General features: G+C 50.7%; 9 protein-coding genes. 4 read left to right on the plus strand and 5 right to left on the minus strand.

Translation table 11 applies throughout. The features are described 5' to 3' along the window. The first annotated feature begins 38 nt into the window (after positions 1 to 38). From P40081_RS39505 to P40081_RS25960, 3 genes are read left to right on the plus strand one after another with little or no spacing between them, the layout of a single operon-like run. Positions 39 to 1,076 (plus strand): ABC transporter ATP-binding protein, encoded by a 1,038-nt coding sequence (locus P40081_RS39505; RefSeq protein ID WP_231575436.1) that lies wholly within the window; start codon positions 39 to 41, stop codon positions 1,074 to 1,076. A gap of 3 nt (positions 1,077 to 1,079) precedes the next feature. Beyond that, positions 1,080 to 2,075 carry an ABC transporter ATP-binding protein gene (locus P40081_RS25955; protein WP_042139096.1) on the plus strand — a complete coding sequence of 332 codons (996 nt, stop codon included), beginning with the start codon at positions 1,080 to 1,082 and terminating at the stop codon, positions 2,073 to 2,075. 42 nt (positions 2,076 to 2,117) lie between these two features. Next, positions 2,118 to 3,494 (plus strand): LLM class flavin-dependent oxidoreductase, encoded by a 1,377-nt coding sequence (locus tag P40081_RS25960; protein ID WP_042139097.1) that lies wholly within the window; start codon positions 2,118 to 2,120, stop codon positions 3,492 to 3,494. Between the two features lie 211 nt (positions 3,495 to 3,705). On the opposite strand, the gene P40081_RS25965 is transcribed toward P40081_RS25960, so the two are convergent. Further along, on the minus strand, positions 3,706 to 4,314 hold the full coding sequence (locus P40081_RS25965) for a TetR/AcrR family transcriptional regulator (protein WP_231575197.1): 609 nt from the start codon (positions 4,312 to 4,314) through the stop codon (positions 3,706 to 3,708). A gap of 141 nt (positions 4,315 to 4,455) precedes the next feature. Between P40081_RS25965 and P40081_RS25970 the strand changes: the two genes are divergently transcribed. Further along, positions 4,456 to 5,439, plus strand: coding sequence for an NADP-dependent oxidoreductase (locus P40081_RS25970; protein WP_042139098.1), 984 nt, complete (start codon positions 4,456 to 4,458; stop codon positions 5,437 to 5,439). Between the two features lie 126 nt (positions 5,440 to 5,565). Here the strand turns inward: P40081_RS25970 and P40081_RS25975 are convergent, their stop codons facing one another. From P40081_RS25975 to P40081_RS37820, 4 genes are all read right to left on the minus strand, one after another. After that, positions 5,566 to 6,294, minus strand: coding sequence for an NADPH-dependent F420 reductase (locus P40081_RS25975; protein ID WP_042139099.1), 729 nt, complete (start codon positions 6,292 to 6,294; stop codon positions 5,566 to 5,568). Positions 6,295 to 6,430: 136 nt separating this feature from the next. Then, positions 6,431 to 7,171 carry an oxygen-insensitive NADPH nitroreductase gene (nfsA, locus tag P40081_RS25980; RefSeq protein ID WP_042139100.1) on the minus strand — a complete coding sequence of 247 codons (741 nt, stop codon included), beginning with the start codon at positions 7,169 to 7,171 and terminating at the stop codon, positions 6,431 to 6,433. 332 nt (positions 7,172 to 7,503) lie between these two features. Then, a complete protein-coding gene (locus P40081_RS25985) occupies positions 7,504 to 8,925 on the minus strand; it encodes a glycoside hydrolase family 32 protein (protein ID WP_042139101.1) in 1,422 nt (473 codons plus the stop codon). A gap of 112 nt (positions 8,926 to 9,037) precedes the next feature. Next, positions 9,038 to 15,334, minus strand: coding sequence for an S-layer homology domain-containing protein (locus P40081_RS37820; protein ID WP_081970120.1), 6,297 nt, complete (start codon positions 15,332 to 15,334; stop codon positions 9,038 to 9,040). Positions 15,335 to 15,477: the final 143 nt, after the last annotated feature.

The raw sequence follows: 15,477 nt of genomic DNA on the forward strand, positions 1-15,477 counted from the left end.
ATGCCCGCCGTTCGTTGACCAAACGCTTGGTCCAACCGCTGAAACAGCGTCCCGTTCCGTTTCAAGCGGTTTCCGCTGCGGCGGATGAGCCGCTTCTGCAGATTAGGGAGCTTAAGACTCAGCTCCATACGGAACGCGGCCGGGTACCCGCAGTGGACGGGGTATCGTTCGAGGTGGGTAAAGGAGAGGTCGTAGGAATCGTTGGGGAATCCGGGTGCGGCAAAAGCGCCACTGCCCAGTCCGTACTGCGGCTATTCGACGAGAAAAGGCTCGCAGAATACGAAGGGGAGATTCGCTACAACGGCATTGATCTGCTTAAGCTCACCCCTAAACAGATGCGCAGTGTCCGCGGCAATGAAATTTCTATGATCTTTCAGGACCCGCTCAGCTCTCTGAACCCGGTTCACACCATCGGAGAGCAGATCGTCGAGACGCTGCGGCTGCACCGGCCCATTGGCAAAAAAGAAGCCTGGACGAAGGCCGTAGAGCTGCTGCGGCTAACCGGTATTCCTGCTCCCGAACGGAGAGCACGCGAATATCCCCATCAGCTCTCAGGCGGCATGCGCCAACGCGTTATGATTGCCATCGCTCTTGCCTGCGAGCCGCAGCTGCTCATTGCCGATGAGCCGACGACTGCACTGGACGTAACCATTCAAGCGCAGATTCTGGAGCTGATCTTAGACCTTAACCGCAGGATGGGCATGAGCGTCATGCTCATCACACATGACCTAGGCGTCGTGGCCGAAGCATGCAGCCGGGTCGTCGTCATGTACCTTGGCCAGGTGGTCGAGAGCGGCGACGTCCGTACCCTGTTCGAGAAGCCTCTTCATCCTTACACGATCGGGCTGATGCAATCGGTTCCCCGTCTGGACGGAGACCGCTCACAAGAGCTGGCTGCCGTTCCGGGAAGTGTCCCCTCCCTTGATCAGATTCCGCAAGGCTGCCGGTTCGCGCCGCGCTGCTCCTATGCGGACGACAAGTGCCGGACCGTTATGCCTGAGCTTGCCGCGCTGCCGGGCGGCGATACCCTGGTCAGATGCTGGCATACCGGTAAGCTGAGTGGAATGGAGGTCTGACAGATGATAACGACAACGATAAAACACAGGGAATTAGCGGTCGAGCCTCTTATGCGGGTCAACGGCCTGAAGAAATATTATTCCGCCGCCAATCAGGCAGGCTTCCGCCAGTCCGTCGTCAAGGCTGTCGACGGTGTCTCCTTTGACCTCCGGGAAGGAGAGACGTACGGACTGGTCGGGGAATCCGGCTGCGGCAAGAGCACGCTGGGCAAGTCGCTGCTCCGATTGACAGAGCCTACAGACGGAGAAGCGTTCTATCAGGGGGTCGACCTGTTCAAGCAGCCGCGCAAAGCGTTTCAGACCTACCGCCGTGAGCTGCAGATGGTGTTCCAGGACCCCTTCTCCTCTCTGAATCCCCGCCAGATTATCGGCCAGGCGCTGGAGGAGGCACTGGCCATTCACCGCATCGGTACGCCAAAGGAACGGACCCTGCATGCGATGGAGATGCTCCACACGGTTGGCTTGCAGATGGAGCACTATTACCGGCTGCCCCACGAGCTGTCCGGCGGACAACGGCAGCGGATTGGACTTGCCCGCGCGCTTATCCTTAATCCGCGGATCGTCATCTGTGACGAGCCCGTATCCGCACTTGATGTCATTATCCAATCTCAGATCATTAACCTGATGCGCCGGCTGCAGGCCGAGCTGAAGCTCACTTATCTGTTCATCGCCCACGACATTGCTGTCGTCCGGCACATCTCCGACCGCATCGGGATTATGTATCTTGGCAAGCTGGTTGAGGAGGCGGATACGGACAGCCTGTTCGCGAACCCGCTCCATCCTTACACACAAGTCCTGCTCTCGGCTGTTCCCGTACCGGACCCGGCAGCACGGCGCCAGCGCATCATTCTGGAGGGCGACCTTCCTTCACCGCTGGACCCGCCCTCCGGCTGCGCCTTCCATACCCGCTGTCCGTACGCCATGGACCGGTGCCGCACCGAGACACCGGTCCAGAGGGAAGCGGCCGAGGGCCATTTGGCCGCATGCCATTTAATTTAGAGCCATCCTCCAACCCCATCACCAAGAAAGGCAGGAATTAACATGAAAAAGATCCATCTCGGCGTATTCGAGGTCAACAGTGTCAACCATCTTACCCAGGGGATCTGGGCACATCCTGACCAACAGCGCGTCCATTACAGCAAGATCGAGTACTGGAAGAACATCGCCCAGCTGCTTGAGAGAGGAAAGTTCGACTTCATGTTCTTCGCCGATACGTACGGCTACCCGAAGCAGCGGACGGAGATGGCCTTCCGGGAGGCAACCGGCTTGCCCGGAAATGACCCGATGATGCTTATTCCCGCGCTCGCCATGGTTACCAAGAATCTGGCATTCACGATGACGACCTCGACCAGCTACGAAGCCCCCTACTCGAATGCGCGGCGCTTCTCCTCGCTTGACCATGTTACAAACGGCCGGATTGGCTGGAATGTCGTGACCACAAGCAACAAGTCTGCTGCTGACCTGTTCGGACGCGAGGATCTGTTCCTGCCCCATGACGAGCGTTATGATATGGCGGACGAATATATGAGTCTCAGCTACAAGCTGTTCGAGGGCAGCTGGGAGGATGATGCCGTGCTGATCGACCGTGAGAACCGCGTATTCACTGACCCGGCCAAAGTGCACAAAATCGTTCATGAAGGCAAATACTTCAAGCTTACCGGCTATCACGGGACCGAGCCTTCCCCGCAGCGGACACCGGTTATCTTTCAGGCGGGCAGCTCGAACCGGGGCCGCGCCTTCGCTGCCAAGCATGCCGAGGGCATCTTCCTGAAAGCACCGACCGTTGAAGTGCTGCGGGATCAGATCAGCGACATCCGCCGCAGAGCTGCCGAATATGGCCGCGACCCTTCGGCCGTTAAAGTATTCACGGGTCTGTCGGTCGTCGTCGGGCGGACCAGGGAGGAAGCCGAGCGCAAGCATGCGGAGTACCTCTCCTATCAGAGTACAGAAGCTACGCTGTCCAGCTATGCCAATGTCACAGGCATCGACCTGACCCGGCTCGATCCCGATTCCTATTTCGAGAATATCCACACCGAGATGGGTCAGACCCATACCGACCGGTTCACCAAGCACAGCAAGACGAAAAAGACTGTCCGTGAGGTAACAGAAGATTTCCTGGAGAAAGGCTTCCGCGGCTTGACGGTGATTGGCACGCCCGAAGAAGTAGCCGACAAAATGCAATACTGGATCGAAGAGACAGACCTCGACGGCTTCAATCTGGAGCCTTACATTCTGCCTGCTTCCTATGAGGACTTCATCGAGCTGGTCGTCCCGGTATTGCAGCGCCGGGGTATTTTTAAAGAGGAATATGAGGAAGGCACCTTCAGGGAGCGTCTATTCGGAAAAGGTGCCTCCCGCCTGCCCGATCACCATCCGGGTGCTGAGTTCCGTGATCCGTCGCGGCTAACGCAGGAATAAGCTATAAGATTATTGAGGTAGAAGATTACCCGGATCTGTAAGTGCTGAGGCGATTATGCCCTGCGTCCCGGTGTAGGAGCGAGCTTACACATGCATAAATCGAGCCGGAGAGGCCTATGCCCCTCCGGCTCGATTATTCTATCTCTATGAACAGAAACCTTGTTCCCTCTGATTGTCTTACAAGGAAGACCTGAGTTCTGACCGCTCATGGTCAAACTGTAGGCTGTGGCTGCGGCACCATCTGATTGCGTTCCATCAGCGCCCACACTTGTTCTGCCAGCTCTGCTGCGGAATACGGGGTAGCCCGGGTAACCAGCTGTTCAATCATACCGGTCATCGCCACCGCCAGAAATTGCACCAGTATTCCCTTATTCATCTTCTGGTTAATCCCGCTCATATCCATCTGTTTGTCGAACCCCCGCAGCAGTACGGCCTGCAGACGGTTTCTGAACGCAGGAACCCCTTTGTTGGCCAGTGCCGCGGCATAGAAGGATGCATGCTGATCCAGGTACTGGAACGTGTAGAGCAGAGCTGCCTCCGTCGGGAAAAGCGCCTGCTCGCCGCACGGCAGACAGCTGTCAATCAACTGGACAAAATGGGTTCTGATACACTGATCCAGCAAATCGTATTTGTCGGTATAATGCAAATAAACGGTGCCCCGGCTTACATCGGCCCGCTCAGCAATTTCGTTTATCGTGATTTGTTCAAAGTTCTTCTCTGCAATCAGCAGGATAAAGGCCTCGATAATAGCTTCCCGCGATTTACGTATCCGTCTGTCCATAAGCAGCTCCTTCTTGGCCCCGTTCTCTTGATTGAACATTTCTCCCGATTCTGTACAGTACTGAACGGATTCAGGAATTTCAGCAATTGATGCAGCCACACAGCATTGGTACGATCATTATATTGAACGTCTATTCGTAAATCAACAGATGTTCAAACATAGAGATCGGAGGCTTCTGTCATGAATGCTATTGTTATCCAAAATTACGGAAATCCCGGAGTGTTCACCCAAATGGCTCTCACTTCCCCCGCCATTACCGATACCCAGGTGCTTATCGAGGTGTATGCCACAACTGCAAGCTCCGCAGACCAGCTGGTCCGCTCAGGCGCATTCAAGCAGGTGATGCAGGTCCGGTTCCCGCATGTGCTGGGCGTTGAAGTAGCCGGAATAGTGAGGGAAACAGGAAGGAATGTGTCACAGCTTAAGGTTGGTGACCGCGTCATGGGACTCTCCAGATTGGGCGGCGGTTACGCAGACCTCGTAGCTCTGGAAGAGAACTCAGCCGTTGTCCTTCCGCCCGGGCTTCCCTTCCAGGAAGCTGCCGCCCTGCCGGCCTCTGCTCTGTCGGCCTGGCAATCCTTATTCCAGTATGGCAAGCTGGAATCCGGCCAGCGGATTCTGATTCATGCAGGCGCAGGCGGCGTGGGACATCTGGCCGTTCAAATGGCCAAACAACATGGCGCCTACGTCATTGCCACAGCCCGAGCGTATAATCACGAATTCGTGCTGAACCTTGGGGCAGACGAAGTCATTGACTACACGACGACTGATTTTGCAGAAGCAGCCGATACAGTAGATGTCGTGCTGGATATGGTGAGAGACGCAGCTATAGATTCAGATACAGGAATAGGAGCAACCGAACAGAAGAACATCCGGATTCTGCGGGACAACGGCAGGCTAATTTCTCTCGTAGATCCGTCGATTGCTGCTCACCCTAAAATCCGCGGCATCGAAGCCAAGTTTGCCTATATCGAGCCTAGCCGAAGTGATCTGGCCTCCATTATCCGGCAGGTCCGCGAGAATAAGCTTAAAGTCCATGTGGATGAAATTTTCCCGTTTACTGTACAAGGAATATCCGAAGCACATGATCATTATGAAACCGGGAGGTTCCGGGGGAAGTTAGTGATTGTCAACAACGAATCTTTACAAAAAGATACGCCATAAACAAAACAACATGTTAGCCAAAGCACTTAAAAACAAACAAGGGTCCCAGCTCAAAATGAGCTGATACCCTTGTTATACTAATGCCGGGGACGGAGGGCAAACGGAGCTGCTATTGGAATACTTAATTTAACTATATATTTCTCTGTTTAAATTAACAATATCTTCATGTGAATATCTTCCTGCAGCTGTTGACAGGTTCTCTATCACTTTGTCCCTTAGGAATGGAGCCTTTTGTTTATTTGCTTTTTTTAATGCAGAGGATAATTCCTCTTTGGTTAGTTCTGTGCAGTATGCCGGAGTTCCTGGCTGCTGTCTCCAAGATTCATTTAGAGAACCACTATCTACCGGATCAAAGCCAAGTTCATTTACTATACTCATAACTTTTTGCTTTTGCTGCAGATCATTACCGGCAACCGCTGTGGCAATACGTCCACTACCGCCCTCTGGAGTTCCGCCATGTTCTAAAGTATAGGCTAATAAATTGTTGAAGGCTTTAATAATGGGTCTGCCTAATTGATTTGAAACCCAGACACTTTCAACCATCCCGATCTCAATTTCTTCAATTATACCGCTTATTTGAGGATAATAATTTGAAGTGTCAACCACAACAACTCCCTCTCCAGCTTTATCTACAACTTTACGAATGCCAGGCAGTGCGTGGAAAGGGATCGATATGATTAGAACATCAATATTTGTAATTACCTCTTCGACACTCACCGATGTTCCTGTAAGTTTTTTACCTTCCAAATGTTCAAGCCCGCGAGCATCTGCAATCTTCACATCATGCCCATTCTCAACTAATTTCCTAGAGATGTTTGACCCGATTGGCCCTGCACCTATAATTCCAAACTTCATTTGATTCCTCCCAAGTATCCGTTCATGATTCTATTTAGCCTGCTAAGTAAATTCGCGAGTAGAACTTACAACAAGCTCCTCTCCATCTGCTTAAAAAGCTATCTTAAAAGCAGGCGCCACATCACTTGATGGCCTTTTACTTATTGGCATATCCTTGCTTATTTAAATATTCCAGCATTTCTGGCAGAATACTTCTTTCGAGATGATCCTGTATATGCTCACTCCATCCTTTTACTTTTTTCACGGTGAACGGAGCTTTAACGGGACGGCCCTCATAATACTTCAGCATCGTTTCATCATAAGCGGCTAATTGCTTTTTATCGAGTGGCTGATATTGGTTTTCAAGCAATACCATGGATTGGGGTAACCGCGGCTTCAGTGCAGGCTTATCTCCAGCCGGAACACCGATACATAGTCCCACCAATGGAATCACATACTTAGGTAGGTTCAATAGTTCCGTTAACTCTTTGATATTAGCTTTAACCCCGCCTATAAATACGCCGCCAAGTCCCATGGATTCTGCTGCGGTTAAGGCATTTTGAGCCATCAGACCGGCGTCCAGTGAACCGATCAGAAGAAATTCAATATACTCAATATCAACATCCGGGGCAATTTGATGATTCCGGTTGAAGTCAGAGCAGAAAATCCAAAACTCAGCCGCTTCTTCAATATAAGGCTGATTGACACAGAGCTGCATCACCTTTTTACGCAGATCCGGATCGGTGATTCTAATGATGGAAACAGCCTGCAGAAGGCTGAAAGATGAAGTCTGATTCGCCGCCTTAAAGATTGCATCCCGTTGTTCGTCTGTCAGGGGTTGACGGGTATAAGAACGAACGGAGGTATGATTGTGTAGCAGTTCAAGCGTAGTATTCATTCAATGGGTCTCCTTTAGGGATGAGGTTGCAATAATCATTAGCTTGCTAATTATATAACAATGCTTGTATCTAGTTATTAGCCTTGAAACCATCATAAGCTCAAGTGATCCATTTGCAAAGAAGGCAATATAAATGAACCTAGTACATCTATTTGTACCTTTAGAGTAGGAGCGATATCATGAGGGTATGCAATGGAGGATAAAAGCTGCCCTTCTGTCTCATAGTCTTACGCAAGCGCCGGCTCCACATTCTTAACTAAGGGGTAAAGGGCGCCAGGGCGCCCTATGTAACCAAATAGACTTTGTATAATATATTCTTATTCCGAAAGCTCTTAGAGAGTTTCTATCTTGACCTTTTTAAACTCTGCTGTACCCTGGCTAACGAATACGGCAAGCTTTCCTTGCTGAATGTCGTACATTCTGACACTCATCGCCACGTCCCCGCCGATATAAATTTCGCAAATCGTGCCGTCAATAAATACCTTCAGCTCATATTCCTGTTCCGGCAGCAGCTTCAGCGGACGTTCCAGCTCCACATCATAAGGGAAGGTTTTACCTCCCTCTTCAGATTGCATAATTGGCCCACGGAAGGTAATTCGGCTGCGCTGGGGCTCCAGCGTGATATAGTAGGCAAAATCAAGACTTTCTCCGGCCCGAAGCATGAACCCCAGACCCTGGGTCGCCCCCGAGAAACGAACGGCTGTAGAAATCTTGCACTGATCGGGAAGCTCCTCCTGTGTGATACAACCTGCAAAAGCATAAGGAGATTCACAAAGCAGCACATCGTCCGTGATCGACCAGTCTCCGGCGACTCCATGGAAGTCCACAGGCACCTGCTTGGCAAAAGCAGAATCAACGCTTTCGGGGACGTTCACGCCTAGCGTTCCGTCTTGGCGTTGTATAATTTCATGCACAATCATATTGCCGCCCCAATCCCAGGTGTCATAGTCTTTGCCTGGAGCTTTGGGCGGGTTCCAGCCGAACAGATCGTCATCCTTCGTCGGATTCCAGCCGAACAGATAACGTTTCTGTCCATCCGATACTGACTTGGCCGCATAATAAGCCCGTCCATCAAAGGCTTCTTCCTGCGGTGTAATCCACGGTCCGTTCAAGGTACGGCTCATCCGGTAAAAGGTGCCGAAACGCCCTGTATATGAAGAGTAGATCAGGTACCACCAGTCTCCCATCCGGAACAAGTCCGGGCACTCATGCGCGCCTACATGCAGGTTCGGTGCATAGAGCGGCTCCCGGTATTCCCAATGCTTGAGATCCTTGGACGACAGCAGACCGGTGCAGCCTTTCCGGCTTGTCGGTCCTTTCGCCAGGGCAGCGATCAGCATCCAGTATTGGCCTTCTTCTTCATTCCAGAATACAAAGGGATCACGCCAGTCCGCCAGCTCATAAATTTCGCCATCCGGACCAAAAGTGTCTTCAGGAATCGGCTCCCATGTTTGCATATCCTTACTGACGGCATGACAGGCAAACTGTTTTCCATCAGGAAAAATACAATAGAACATATGATAGACATCATCCACCTTGAGGATGTGGCCAGTCCCGCCTTCAATTTTGCAAGCTCCATCTTCCCTGTAATTCACGAAATCTTTCGTGCCAAGCAAATGCCAGCCATGATCGAGACCTTCCCGGTAGTTGTCTCTCCACCCGTGCAAATAAAATAGCTTAAACTCTCCGTCTTCATAATAAGGGATGACATCCCCTACCCAAGCGTTGTCCGGACGATAAAAAAATTCTTTCATTAGTAATTCCTCCATCCTTCTTGAGTATGATGATACTCGGTATAACCGTAGAGAAAGCCGGAGTCATGGCGAAGGCGGACATCACCTTGCCTCCCCGGCTTTCCCTTAGCCATTATTTATTGACTTTATCCAGCAACAGCGAGATGATTTGCGCGCTTTCCGCACGATTTACCGTTTCATGTGGCATGAATAACTGGTTGCCGCGCCCGGTAACTAATCCGAGTTCCTGTGAGGCAGCCACTGCATCTGCAGCCCATGCACTAATCGTACCGGCATCATTGAAACTACTCCTTTGACCGAAGACAGGATTCTGTCCTGTATGGAACAGATACGCCTTGTAGATCATGGATGCCATTTCTTCACGGCTTATCGTTTCCTCAGGTGCAAAGGTATCTGTGCTTCTTCCCGTTACAATCCCCGCTTCGTATGCTGCGGCAATAGAAGATGCATACCAATGCTCAGGTTCTACATCCTTGAATGCGGTTAAGCTCGTCCCTGTTATTCCAAGTGCCCGGGTGATCAGGGAAGCGAACTCCGCTCTGCTGACCTTTTGCTTTGGTGCGAAATCCGTCTCACTCACACCCAGGACAATTTGCTTTGCTGCCATCCTTTTGATTACGTCATAGGCCCAATAAGAGGCATTCACATCTTCAAAGGATTTATCATAAGTAAGGACGGCATACTTGCTGAAATGACTCACCTTTGCCGTCCATTTACCGTCTGCATAGGTTCCACCCATATATTCCAGACTGCCGTCATCTGGGATGTAATAAATGCCCGTTATATCTTGGCGGGAATCCTCCTGTGAGCCCAATCTGATTGTGATGGGTTTGGAGAACTTCTCAAGCGTCAGCTTCGTTCCGTCGGGCTTTACAATAGACAATTTGAATTCGTAGATCTCTCCAGCCACTGAAATGGCTGCCTGATTTCTTTGTCCAATTTGCCCAACCCGCTCTTTGCTCTGCTCTGAAGTTAAAGGTTCCATTTCAAAAGAGATCTTCGCCTGCCCAAGCTCACTGCCCGTAACCATTGCCTGTAAATCCTTCAATACTTCTGCGGGAACTTCAATCTCCACATCTGCATGCTTGATCTTCAGCGCATTCTTACCGTCATTGGCTGCCAGAGTCGCAGGGAATAGTACCTGTCGCTCGCCTTTTCCCAACTCGAATAACAGGCTATTCTGACTCTCCGGCTTGCTTGCCGGAACCACCGGTTTACCCGGAGGACTGCTTGGAACGGCTGTGTCAGTCGGGTTGGCTGGTTCACTTGGACCGGTTGGGTCAGGTGGACCGGCAGGGTCAGTTGGGTTATTCGGATTCACCGCATTCTGCACCTTAACCGGTACATTGAAATCATCGACATTAATATGTCCGAACCCGCCTGTAGATTGGTCGACTACCTTAATGTAGAGCTCCTCGCCGATATACTGCGAAGCATCCCAGATCTTACGCTGATACTCCTCATAATTCGTGGCAGTCTCTTTAAACAGCTCTTTGCCGTCCGATGCCCGGACTAGCGTAACATACAGCTTATCGATATCACGCCCGCCGCTAACCAGGAAATTGAGCTTGCCGTTCCCGCCAAGCACGAAATTCTGTGATTTCAGCGTTCCCGTTAAGCTGTCACCTCCGGCTTCTTCGTTGAAGCCCCATAAATGATAGCCGCCCGGAATTTTATGCGACGGATTGAAGTAGATCGTGTCCCAGAAGAACTTGGCATCGGTCACATGAACATCCTGGAAGGCGTCTCCTTCAGTAATCCAGCCTGTTAGGTCTCCTGTAGCAAAATCATGGTTTGGCAGCTCCGTAATATCGGTATACACCGAATTGTCCCAGTTGTCAGGCACATCGACCGGAGCAGCCGGTTCACCCGTCAATGCATTCATATTCCATACTTCCATGGACTTGACTGTAATATCGTTGTCAGCCCAAACCTGTAAGCCCAAAGAATCGTATCGGCCTACATAGACTCTGGTTGTCAGCTTTTTCTTATCATTGGCAAAGGCTTCAACAACCGAACGGTCAAGGAAAATATGCAGCTTCAGGTTCTCTCCGTCCAGATCCACGGTCCCGCCTTGAATCCCGTCTACGCGTACATCGGGATCAATGCTGCTCTTGGTCCGGTCCACATTGAGGGTCCCGTTCGTCTTGTCATAGTAAATCAGTGTTTCCTCCTGGCCGTTATCGGAGCGACGCACTTTGAGACCGAATTTCTGTGCTTCACCCGGATCAATTTCCATCACAATCTCCAGCATGTCACCTTTGACATTATGGATTAATTGATTGGCGGCAGCCAAATTTTCGTCCGTGAAATCAACTACCTTATCTCCCCGGAGACTCTGCAATTCTTCAATGGGCTCAATGCGAAGTTCATCGTGTTCATCCAGGCTCAGGGAAACGGGCAGTGCCAGATTATGAGCCCATCCAGCCTGATATTCAGCCTGCGGCGTTCTTACATTTTGCACCATGGAGTATACGACCGTTCTTCCGTCAGGTGTAACCATCCCGCTCTCGGCGGTTAAATATCCATCTCCCACATCCATTTTGGTGGGTGCGTCCTGATCAGGTATAAACTTGAAGTTATCTCTATCCCAGGTTCCAATCCAGTAAAAGACTTCAACATCTCTTAGCACATCATCAGCTGGAGGAACCTGCTCCGGCTTCTCATGGGGATTAACCATGAAAATGTATTTTTGTTGTCCTGTACTATCCTCACCCAGCGGCAATAATACCGGCAGTTCCCATACCGTACCGAGCTCCGGATAAAGATTTCTGTCACTAACGTATAAAGGCCCCTTATACTCCCAGTTGTACATATCGTCAGACACATACACCAGAGCTGTACCGCTGCTGAAATCTTGAAGGCCGGATGTCACCAGCTGATACCACTTATCTGTCTCTTGGTCATACCATACAAAAGGGTCGCGGAACTCATTATGGATGCCGTTTCCGTTCTGCTCTGTCACCGGCTCAGGATATTTCACCCATTGCTCCAAATTAGGGTCTGACAGATCTGCCGGCGTCGCCAGGCCTGTTCTTTGATTGGGTGACAAAGCGTCATTGCCGGCAGTATAGAAAAGCACAGGATTGCCGTCACGGTCATAAGCTGCGCTGCCAGACCATGCACCATCCGGGTCAAGAGTACCCGCTTCCGGCGCAAGTGCCGGCCTCACATTTTTCCAATGCACCATATCGTCACTCACCCAATGTCCCCAGTGGATTTGATGCCAGAACGGACCTTGCGGGTTATGCTGATAAAATAAATGATACTGGCCGTTATAATAAATTGGTGCATGCGCTTCATTCATCCAGTTTTGCGGAGGCATCGCATGGTACTGTGGACGGTGCTGATCACCGTCAAATACACTAGGATCCTCGTCAATGTCACCATTCGGAATTTCTGGAACCATCCCGCCGTGAAGCGCCTTCACATTCTCATATTCAGCAAGGATCTCCTGCCCCGTAAGCGCTTTGTTCTGCAGTTTCACTTCATCGATAAGTCCGCTGAACATATTGTAGGAGAACAACCCTGCAAACTCTGCAGATCTATTGTTCTTTCCGATAATCAGCTTTTCCGTAGAAGGTGTAACCGGAACATTAACAGGAGTTGCCTGAGAAGCTACTTCCTGACCATTTAGATATAATTTAATAATTCCGTCCTTTTTGTCGAACGTAGCTGCAACGTAATTCCATTTGTATTTTTCGAGCGGATGGTCCTTGACCCATACCTGAATCCACTGTCCGCCGATCCCAACCTGCATCGACCATGTACCGTGGCGGTACATCCCCAAAGCGAATCCTTCCGTCTTATCCTGATCGGACTGGTTCACTATAGCAGACAGCTTGTTTCCGTCTCCCCACTCGTAGCTGCGCGGGGCAACCCAGGCTTCAAGCGTTAACGCGTCACTTACAGGAACGGTATCCTTTGCGTCGATCTCAATATCATTTGAGTATCCATCGAATAGCAAGGCCCCGCCTTTTACTCCGCGCGGAGTCCATCTTGGATCTTTGGAGTCCATGTATCTGGCGTCATTAAATACATAGTTTACATCATGCTCAAGATTGCTTACTTCCTCAAGCGCCTTTTTTCCTGCGCCTTCATCAAGGCTCATGTAGAAAATGGTTCCCGTATTATTCGCTCGAAAAGCGTCAACGGAAATACGGGCTTGATTGGATTGATCGATAACCTTGATATAAAGCCTCTTATTGTAGTGCTTCTGCATTTTCCAGGATATCTGCTCATTCGCACTGACGTTCCCGGTCTTCTCAAGCAGCGTGTTAGTGCCGGCATCATATAATGCAACGTAGGCATCCTCCGGATGGACGATGTCTACTACCGTAAAGTTAATAGTCCCGGTTCCCTGAAGTGTGAAGGTACTAGAGGTAATCGAGCCCTGTCCTTCCAAGGAGGATTTGGCATAATAGTTACCTTCTTTACCAGCCTGGGCATCATTGCTCACTTGAAAAGCGTTGCCCTGGGCGGTCCAGCTCTCTAAATTTCCGGTTTCAAAGCCGGGATTCTGGATTTCAGTCGGCATAATGTTATCTGCCATGACTCCTTCTTCCGGTACGAGTTCATTGAAGGTGTGGAAGGCGTCCGCAAAGATTACTCCCCAATCCGCGTACCCATTATCGACGATCTCCACATATAGCTTCTTCCCGATATACTTGGAGAGATCAGCCTTATAATGCTCCATATTTGCGAGCCGCAGGCCCTGTGCCGGGTCCGGGAACCCGGACTCGTTAAATTCGGTGTTTCCGTACCTGGCGATCATGTCTCCTGTATCCGCATCGATGACGTTCACGTACACTTGATCCGTATGCTTGCCTCCGCCCAGTCTGAAGGTAATCCAGCCTGTTCCGCCCAGCTCGAACGTACTGGAACGAAGCTTACCTGTCGCAGTCTCGTTATACTTCAACCCGTTTAAATGATAAGTGCCTTCCTGGTTATACGGGATTTGTTCAACCCAAAAGGTGGTTTCATCCGACACGCTGTTCGGACCAAACGCTTCTCCTTCTTCAACCGTCCAGCCTGTCAAGTTCCCGGTTTCAAAGCTGGGATTCTCAATTTGATAGCGTTTGAAATCCGGCTTGATATCCGTGGCGGCAATTCCTTCAGCCGGCTCAGCTTCATGGTACATGAAGAAGGCGTCCGCAAAGATCACGCCCCAATCCGTGGTTGCATTATCGACGATCTCCACATAGAGCTTTTTGCCCAAATATTCGGAAAGATCCGCCTTATATTGCTCCATATTGGCAAGCCGTAAGCCCTGTGCGGGATTTGGGAAACCCACGTCAGCGAAGGCGCTATTGCCATACCGGGCAATCACTTGTCCCGATTCAGCCTCCACGACATTTATATAGGCCTTATTAGGATTTTTGGCGCCGCCAAGCTTGAAGCTGATCCAGCCGCTGCCGCTCAGCTCGAAGGTACTGGAACGAAGCACACCGGTCGCAGCCTCGTCATGCTTCCAGCCGTTTAAATGAAAGGCCCCTTCCTGGTTGTACGGAATTTGTTCCGCCCACCAGGTGGCTTCGTCCGATACACTGTCCTGATCGAACGCTTGTCCTCTGACAACCGTCCAGCCTGACATATCCCCGGTTTCAAAACCTGGATTATCGACTTCATAGGGACTGGTTAATTCAATATCCGGCTTAATATCCGTGGCAACAATGCCTTCCGCAGGCTCGGATTCATGGTACATGAAGAACGCATCCGCAAATACCACTCCCCAGTCCGCAGTTGCATTATCGACGATCTCCACATACAGCTTCTTGCCTAGATATTCGGAAAGATCTGCCTTATATTGTTCCATATTGGCAAGCCGCAGGCCCTGTGAGGGATTCGGGAAACCAACGTCCGCAAAAGCGCTATTGCCGTACCGGGCAATCACTTGACCTGTCTGGGCTTCCACGATATTTACATAGGCTGTGTTTGGATTTTTCGCGCCACCTAGCTTGAAGCTGACCCAGCCGCTGCCGCCCAGCTCGAAAGTGCTGGAACGAAGCACGCCGGTCGCAGCCTCATCATTCTTCCAGCCGTTTAGATGATAAGCACCTTCCTGATTGTACGGGATTTGTTCCGCCCACCAAGTGGTTTCGTCCGATACACTGTCCGGACCGAACGCTTCACCATTGACAACTGTCCAGCCCATCATATCCCCGGTTTCAAATCCCGGATTCTGGATTTGGTAGACTGTATCCGTAACTGACAACCCCTCGTCAGCCTTAGGAATAGGATAGACCGCATCCGTAACCGATAATCCTGTGTCAGCCTTAGGGGTGAACGCCTCCCGGGTACCCACTCCAGCTTCGGCTGCAGCCGAGATTCCGGGAGCTACAAGCTGAAGAACCATCACCCCTGCAACCATTCTGGAGATCCATGCTTTGTTTCTTTTGGCTTCTCTCATCAACGAGCCTCCTTCATCATTTCTTATTCATGAAATCATTCATACGTAATTTTGAAATGACTCTCCGTATACAAGGATGCATAGTCATGAAGTAAGAGAGGCGTGAATGAAGCGCTTCCATCAAGAGGAGTGCTAAGTGGCTT

This window comes from Paenibacillus sp. FSL P4-0081, from assembly GCF_000758565.1.
Lineage (GTDB): Bacteria > Bacillota > Bacilli > Paenibacillales > Paenibacillaceae > Paenibacillus_AQ > Paenibacillus_AQ phytohabitans.